Annotated in this window: 5 protein-coding genes and 1 pseudogene; 1 reads left to right on the top strand and 5 read right to left on the bottom strand. The window is 52.5% G+C overall.

Translation table 11 applies throughout. From position 1 onward, the window contains the following. The 4 genes and pseudogenes from umuC to PSSD_RS28285 all read right to left on the bottom strand — a co-directional run. Nucleotides 1–1,009, bottom strand: a pseudogene (umuC, locus tag PSSD_RS25450) (translesion error-prone DNA polymerase V subunit UmuC); the annotation flags it as partial. Between the two features lie 194 nt (nt 1,010–1,203). After that, the gene (locus tag PSSD_RS25445) at nt 1,204–1,458 is read right to left on the bottom strand and encodes a biofilm development regulator YmgB/AriR family protein (RefSeq protein WP_058974177.1); all 255 of its coding nucleotides are present in this window, start codon (nt 1,456–1,458) and stop codon (nt 1,204–1,206) included. Nucleotides 1,459–1,742: 284 nt separating this feature from the next. Further along, the gene (gene ycgZ / locus PSSD_RS25440; RefSeq protein ID WP_058974176.1) at nt 1,743–1,994 is read right to left on the bottom strand and encodes a regulatory protein YcgZ; all 252 of its coding nucleotides are present in this window, start codon (nt 1,992–1,994) and stop codon (nt 1,743–1,745) included. A 300-nt stretch (nt 1,995–2,294) separates the two neighbouring features. Then, nucleotides 2,295–2,792: a hypothetical protein gene (locus PSSD_RS28285; RefSeq protein ID WP_235589306.1), complete on the bottom strand. Its 498-nt coding sequence runs from the start codon at nt 2,790–2,792 to the stop codon at nt 2,295–2,297. Nucleotides 2,793–3,480: 688 nt separating this feature from the next. On the opposite strand from PSSD_RS28285, the gene PSSD_RS25430 reads away from it, so the two are divergent. Then, nucleotides 3,481–3,696, top strand: a complete 216-nt coding sequence (locus PSSD_RS25430; protein WP_058974175.1) for a hypothetical protein — start codon at nt 3,481–3,483, stop codon at nt 3,694–3,696. 471 nt (nt 3,697–4,167) lie between these two features. Here PSSD_RS25430 and PSSD_RS25425 read toward each other — a convergent pair. Continuing rightward, nucleotides 4,168–4,623: hypothetical protein (locus PSSD_RS25425; RefSeq protein WP_058974174.1), on the bottom strand; the 456-nt coding region annotated here is incomplete at its 5' end.

Raw genomic sequence — 4,623 nt, 5'->3', positions numbered from 1 at the left:
GTGTTGTCCATGCAGGGCTGAGCATTTCACGCTTCATTTTCCATTCAGTATTAATGCCCTGACCCGCGAACCAGAGATTTCCAAGCCCGGACTGATTGATGCCGTCCAGCACCTTCATCAGTTGCGCGCTGTTAGGGCGGGGGCCATCTTCATCGAACAGATTTAACTGACTAACACCATTTGGAGTAAAGTCATCGAGCATGATGCCTGCTTTCATGTACCGGCGGCCATCCAGCCAGATACGTTCCAGCGACCGCATAGCCACGGCAATCACATCGCGGGTATCCTGAGTTGGAGTCTTGAGGTTTTCACCGGCGCTGTTGCCATAAAACACCTCGCCCTGAGCGTGTGGTGAAGTGCGAATAAAGATACCTACGCGCCGACAGAACTGCCGTTCTCCCCGAAGCTTTTCGGATGCGCGCGCCGCGTACTGACAGAGCGCCTGCTGCATGGCCACTTTTGACGTAATGCGCTCGCCGAACGATCGCGAACAGACAATCTGCTGTTTTGCAGGGATAAACTCTTCCAGCGGGATGCAGGATTCGCCGTTGAGTTCGCGCACGGTCCGCTCCAGCACCACACTGAAGTTTTTGCGAATGAGGGCAGGGTGCGCGCGTGACAGCTGCAGGGCATTTTCGATACCCATAATATTCAGCTTCTTAGCAATGCGCCGTCCAACGCCCCAGATTTCCTCGACCGGCTGGTTTTGCAAAAGGGTGGCGGTACGTCTGGGATTTCCGGGTGTCAGGGCCAATACTCCCCGGAACTGCTTCCACTCTTTACTGGCCCACTGAGCGCTTTTGGCCAGTGTTTTGGTGTGCCCCATGCCTACGCCGACAGTCAGACCGGTTGTGGCCAGCACGTGCGCTCGCAGGCGCCGCCCGAAGTGTTCGAAGTCCTCACATCCATCGATGCCGGTTAAATCCAGGAACATTTCATCAATGGAGTACTGCTCAACCTTCGGCGTCATCTCCTCAAGCGCCGTCATGACCCTCTGCGACATACTATGGTTTATGTGGAATGGAAAATCGAATGAAGTGATTATTGCTTACAGTAGCAACAGTTAAGCGAAGGTCAGGCGAATAAAAGTTCGGCCAAGGATAAGACAATAACGGAGGATGAATCTGAGGAGCTCTATGAAATGAGAGCCATTATCCTCGCGGGGCGGGCAAGCGGAGGGCTTTATGGCGATACATGCCAGGACTAATCGTTATCACTCTCATGCGAACAGCCCACAACAATTTCAAGCGCACCGCGCAGGACATCAAGCCTGACGACGTCAGAGGTGCTTTCCAGCTCTGCTATCAGGCAAAGTATGACATCTTTACGCACCACGCGGCCGCCGTTAAGCTTCAGGTGATGAAACACCTCGCTGATGATTTCTGACTCCGCAGCCAGTTGGTCTCCATACTGATTGAGCACACTGAGAATTTCTTCTTCGGTTTTATTCTGCTGCATAAGCCACCATACGATACAGTCATCAATCAGGGCAGAATTTGCACCCGTCTGTTTGCAGAACCTTCCGCCGGTTAAAGAACCCGAGATAAAACCGTTCTGGCCCCCCGAGGCGCACAACAGGCACCCAGATCCGCTGACCGTATTTTTTCCGTTAAAGTTTATGCCAGTGCGTTATCCAGGAACATTAAGATTACGGCGAGATAATATTCCGCTTTCCATTTACGCGGCGGTAGTTTCAGACAGTGAGAGAGTTCATGCTGTCAGGCCCGAGCGTGCGAGGTCATTCAGGCTGCACTCTGGCGGCCTAAGAGCAGGCCTATCAAAATGCGGTAGTGCTGCTCTTCCTCCGCGCTGGCGGCCACTTCCAGGCGACGTGCCAGCTTTGCACAGAGCGCTGGGCGGTTTAAGGCGGTGCCGCTGCGCAGAATCTCAATTACAATCTGGCCCAGAGATTCCTCCTGCGTGGGGATTTGAACGTCAGAGAAGTACCGGGCGATATCTTCCGCTGTAATAGGGGTAAGGCCTTTGTGGCGCATTCAGCGTCCTTGACTAAGGAGTGTTTAAAATATGAACGGGAATTAATGCGCGCAAGGTATATAAAAAAAGGAACCCTGTATACTGATTTATGGGATGCTGACCAATATTCACATATAAAAAATCGCTAGCTTATGATTGCTAAGCAATTATTCAGGTCAGTTATTTTACAGGCGTTACCGTAGATATGTGGAGTCTCATCCCTGATCATCTCTCTGGCCTGTTGGCGCACCGTGAGCCGGTATGAAGATGTCTTTTCATCATCGTGTCGCGTCCGGAGACAGGGTATGCTCCTGGTTATATTATCCGTCTTTTTCCACCCCCGTCATCCAGTGCATCTCAGCCTGCTCGCGACTGCTGTACTTCCGGAACCCCTGAAGCCAGCGCCTGGCATCCAAGATTTCCTCAAGCCTGGCGTCCCTGACGTCACCCTCTGCCATTACCCCAAGTTCATTTATCAGGGACTCTGCCGTAATGTCCAGACCGGCAACCGCCAGGCTGACCGCAGCCTCGCCGATAATGATATGGCCTTTCTCATCGTCGTGATAAAACACCGCATAACCTCCGCCCGGGGAAGTAACAGCCTTAACAGCAACTATAGCCCCGGGTGACGTTTTAACCAGAACATTTATCTGAATTGTCGTCCATAAATCAGACATTGAATTGAACTGAGGAGGAAACTGACTGAAAGAAAGGATATCAGCGGGCGTAATGAGGTGCACATAAGAGCCGGTATATTCTGATGACAGGCTGATTTTTGACCGCTTTCGCGCCTGCTGCTCAGGCTGTTTGCCACACATGCCGTATTCACCGTGGCTCCTCATAAACCTCAATATGGATGATCATGAGCGGCTCACCGCGGCCTCCGGTGGTGTGATGCCTCTCTGCCGAACGGATTAACGGGCTGCGGGCCTCCAGCAGGTCAGACAGTTCGCGAAGCCTGTCAGCCAGACAGGAGGGTGAAACGGGCTGGTACAACGGGGGTAAGGCTCGGGCCATATATGTTCATCCTCATGGGCGTTTGCTTTCCTTTGTATTTTCGGCCGGAATGCATTTTTCCTGAGCGCTAAAGAAATTTTATCTTTTCCGGAGCGGAGCAGGACTCCGCGTCAGAAGCGGCCCGGTTCGGAATGCCCGACTCTGATGTCCCGCATCACACGCTGCCAAAAACCGGGCTCCTCTAACCGATTTTTTTCGTGGCGTGGTATCCGGGCGTGCAGGCATCAGTCCGGTAAGTATGCAGCATAATCTAATCCGCTAACCTGATTTATCGTGATTAAATATATTTGATTTATGACCCGGAATTTCCTCATCAAAATTCCTGTTTATTTAACGCAAATATAATCAGGTATTTTAAGCAGATTTTCAGGGGTGATTTTTTTAAGCGATCATAACGAAAATAAATAACGCACCGTAAGAAAACAGAGCTATTATGACCGTGTTATCAAAATAATATGAAATCAAAATAGTTTTTCACCCGGGGGTTATATGGTTCACATTGATTTGTGCACCCGTGAAGGCGTGATGAAGGCTTATGCTTTCCGGACGCCTGAACAGGCTTTAAGTATGATAGATAAGATAAAGGATGATGATTTTCAGTGGTTTAATCTTGACTGGGAGGGCAGGAAGTTCACCTGCCCAAAAAAGTTTATTAAAAGAGTGACAAGCTGGTCTTATATTAAAATGATGCGGGGATTCCTGTAATTCACCTGCCGTTAACAATTCGGCAATAAATATAATTACGCAGGGATGCGTATTTTCTTAATATCCGAATCGTTTCGGTTCCTCTGAAAAGCCACCTCTTGGCAGAAGTCACTTTCCCGCCGCGAGGTCAGTGCCCGGCCGTCCGGATATGACGGTAACGGCGCAATAAGAAAAAGACGCCCCTCAGCACATACATCGGGGACTTTACGGGTGTGTGTGCCTCACCCGCCTGATGCCGGATGTCCGTGTCGCAGGTCTCACAGTGGCTGATAAAATAATAACGATCCTCCGTGGTCAGAGGTGCACAGCAGCGCCGGCAGCGTACGGGACCCATGGCGTTTGTTTCTCCGCTTAACCTGCTGTATCTCTGCAGTCGTTTAAGCAAAGACCGCCGCTGCCGTTAAGGCAACCGGGCGCGCGTGAATAAGAGGATTCCTGGCAGCGCGGGTCGCGGTCACGGAAGGGCAGGGCTCAGTGGCAGCGTGCCGGCAGGGCGTCAGCCCAGAGTCGCAGGCTGGCGGCAGAAAAATTCAGGAGGCGTCCTTCCGGCAGTGCGCCGGCCAGCCGGACTCCTCGGCCTGCACGCCCGGACAGCATGTCCAGCATGGCGCCGGGCACCCGGGCGTAGAGAATGTTGCAGTGGCCACGCAGGGCCTCGCCGGCACACGTCCATCCGCCGCCGTCCTGTCCTGCGCTGTTTTGTATGTCATCGCCCGAAAGCCTGCCGTGCGGCGCCTCCAGCGAAATCAGAAGCGCTCCGTCGTCATCGCAGGTCGCGTGCAGAAACACGTTTTTATCCTCCGAAGCCGTGATGCAGGTGCCGGAGCCGGGCGTGCAGGCTGCCGGCTGCGCCCATAAGGGGGACGCCATGAGCACAAACAGCAGCAGCATCTTGTTCATAAACGGCCCGCCTGTCTGTATGAAATT

It is taken from the genome of Type-D symbiont of Plautia stali, from assembly GCF_001485335.1.
Lineage (GTDB): Bacteria > Pseudomonadota > Gammaproteobacteria > Enterobacterales > Enterobacteriaceae > Pantoea > Pantoea vagans_C.
This window is presented reverse-complemented; position numbering and strand designations above follow the sequence as displayed.

What these genes read in the sequence shown, in the direction of transcription:
- PSSD_RS28285 (WP_235589306.1), bottom strand. Translation starts at nt 2,792, where the DNA reads ATGTGTGGCAAACAGCCTGAGCAGCAGGCGCGAAAGCGGTCAAAAATC.
- PSSD_RS25445 (WP_058974177.1), bottom strand. Translation starts at nt 1,458, where the DNA reads ATGCAGCAGAATAAAACCGAAGAAGAAATTCTCAGTGTGCTCAATCAG.
- PSSD_RS25430 (WP_058974175.1), top strand. Translation starts at nt 3,481, where the DNA reads ATGGTTCACATTGATTTGTGCACCCGTGAAGGCGTGATGAAGGCTTAT.
- ycgZ (WP_058974176.1), bottom strand. Translation starts at nt 1,994, where the DNA reads ATGCGCCACAAAGGCCTTACCCCTATTACAGCGGAAGATATCGCCCGG.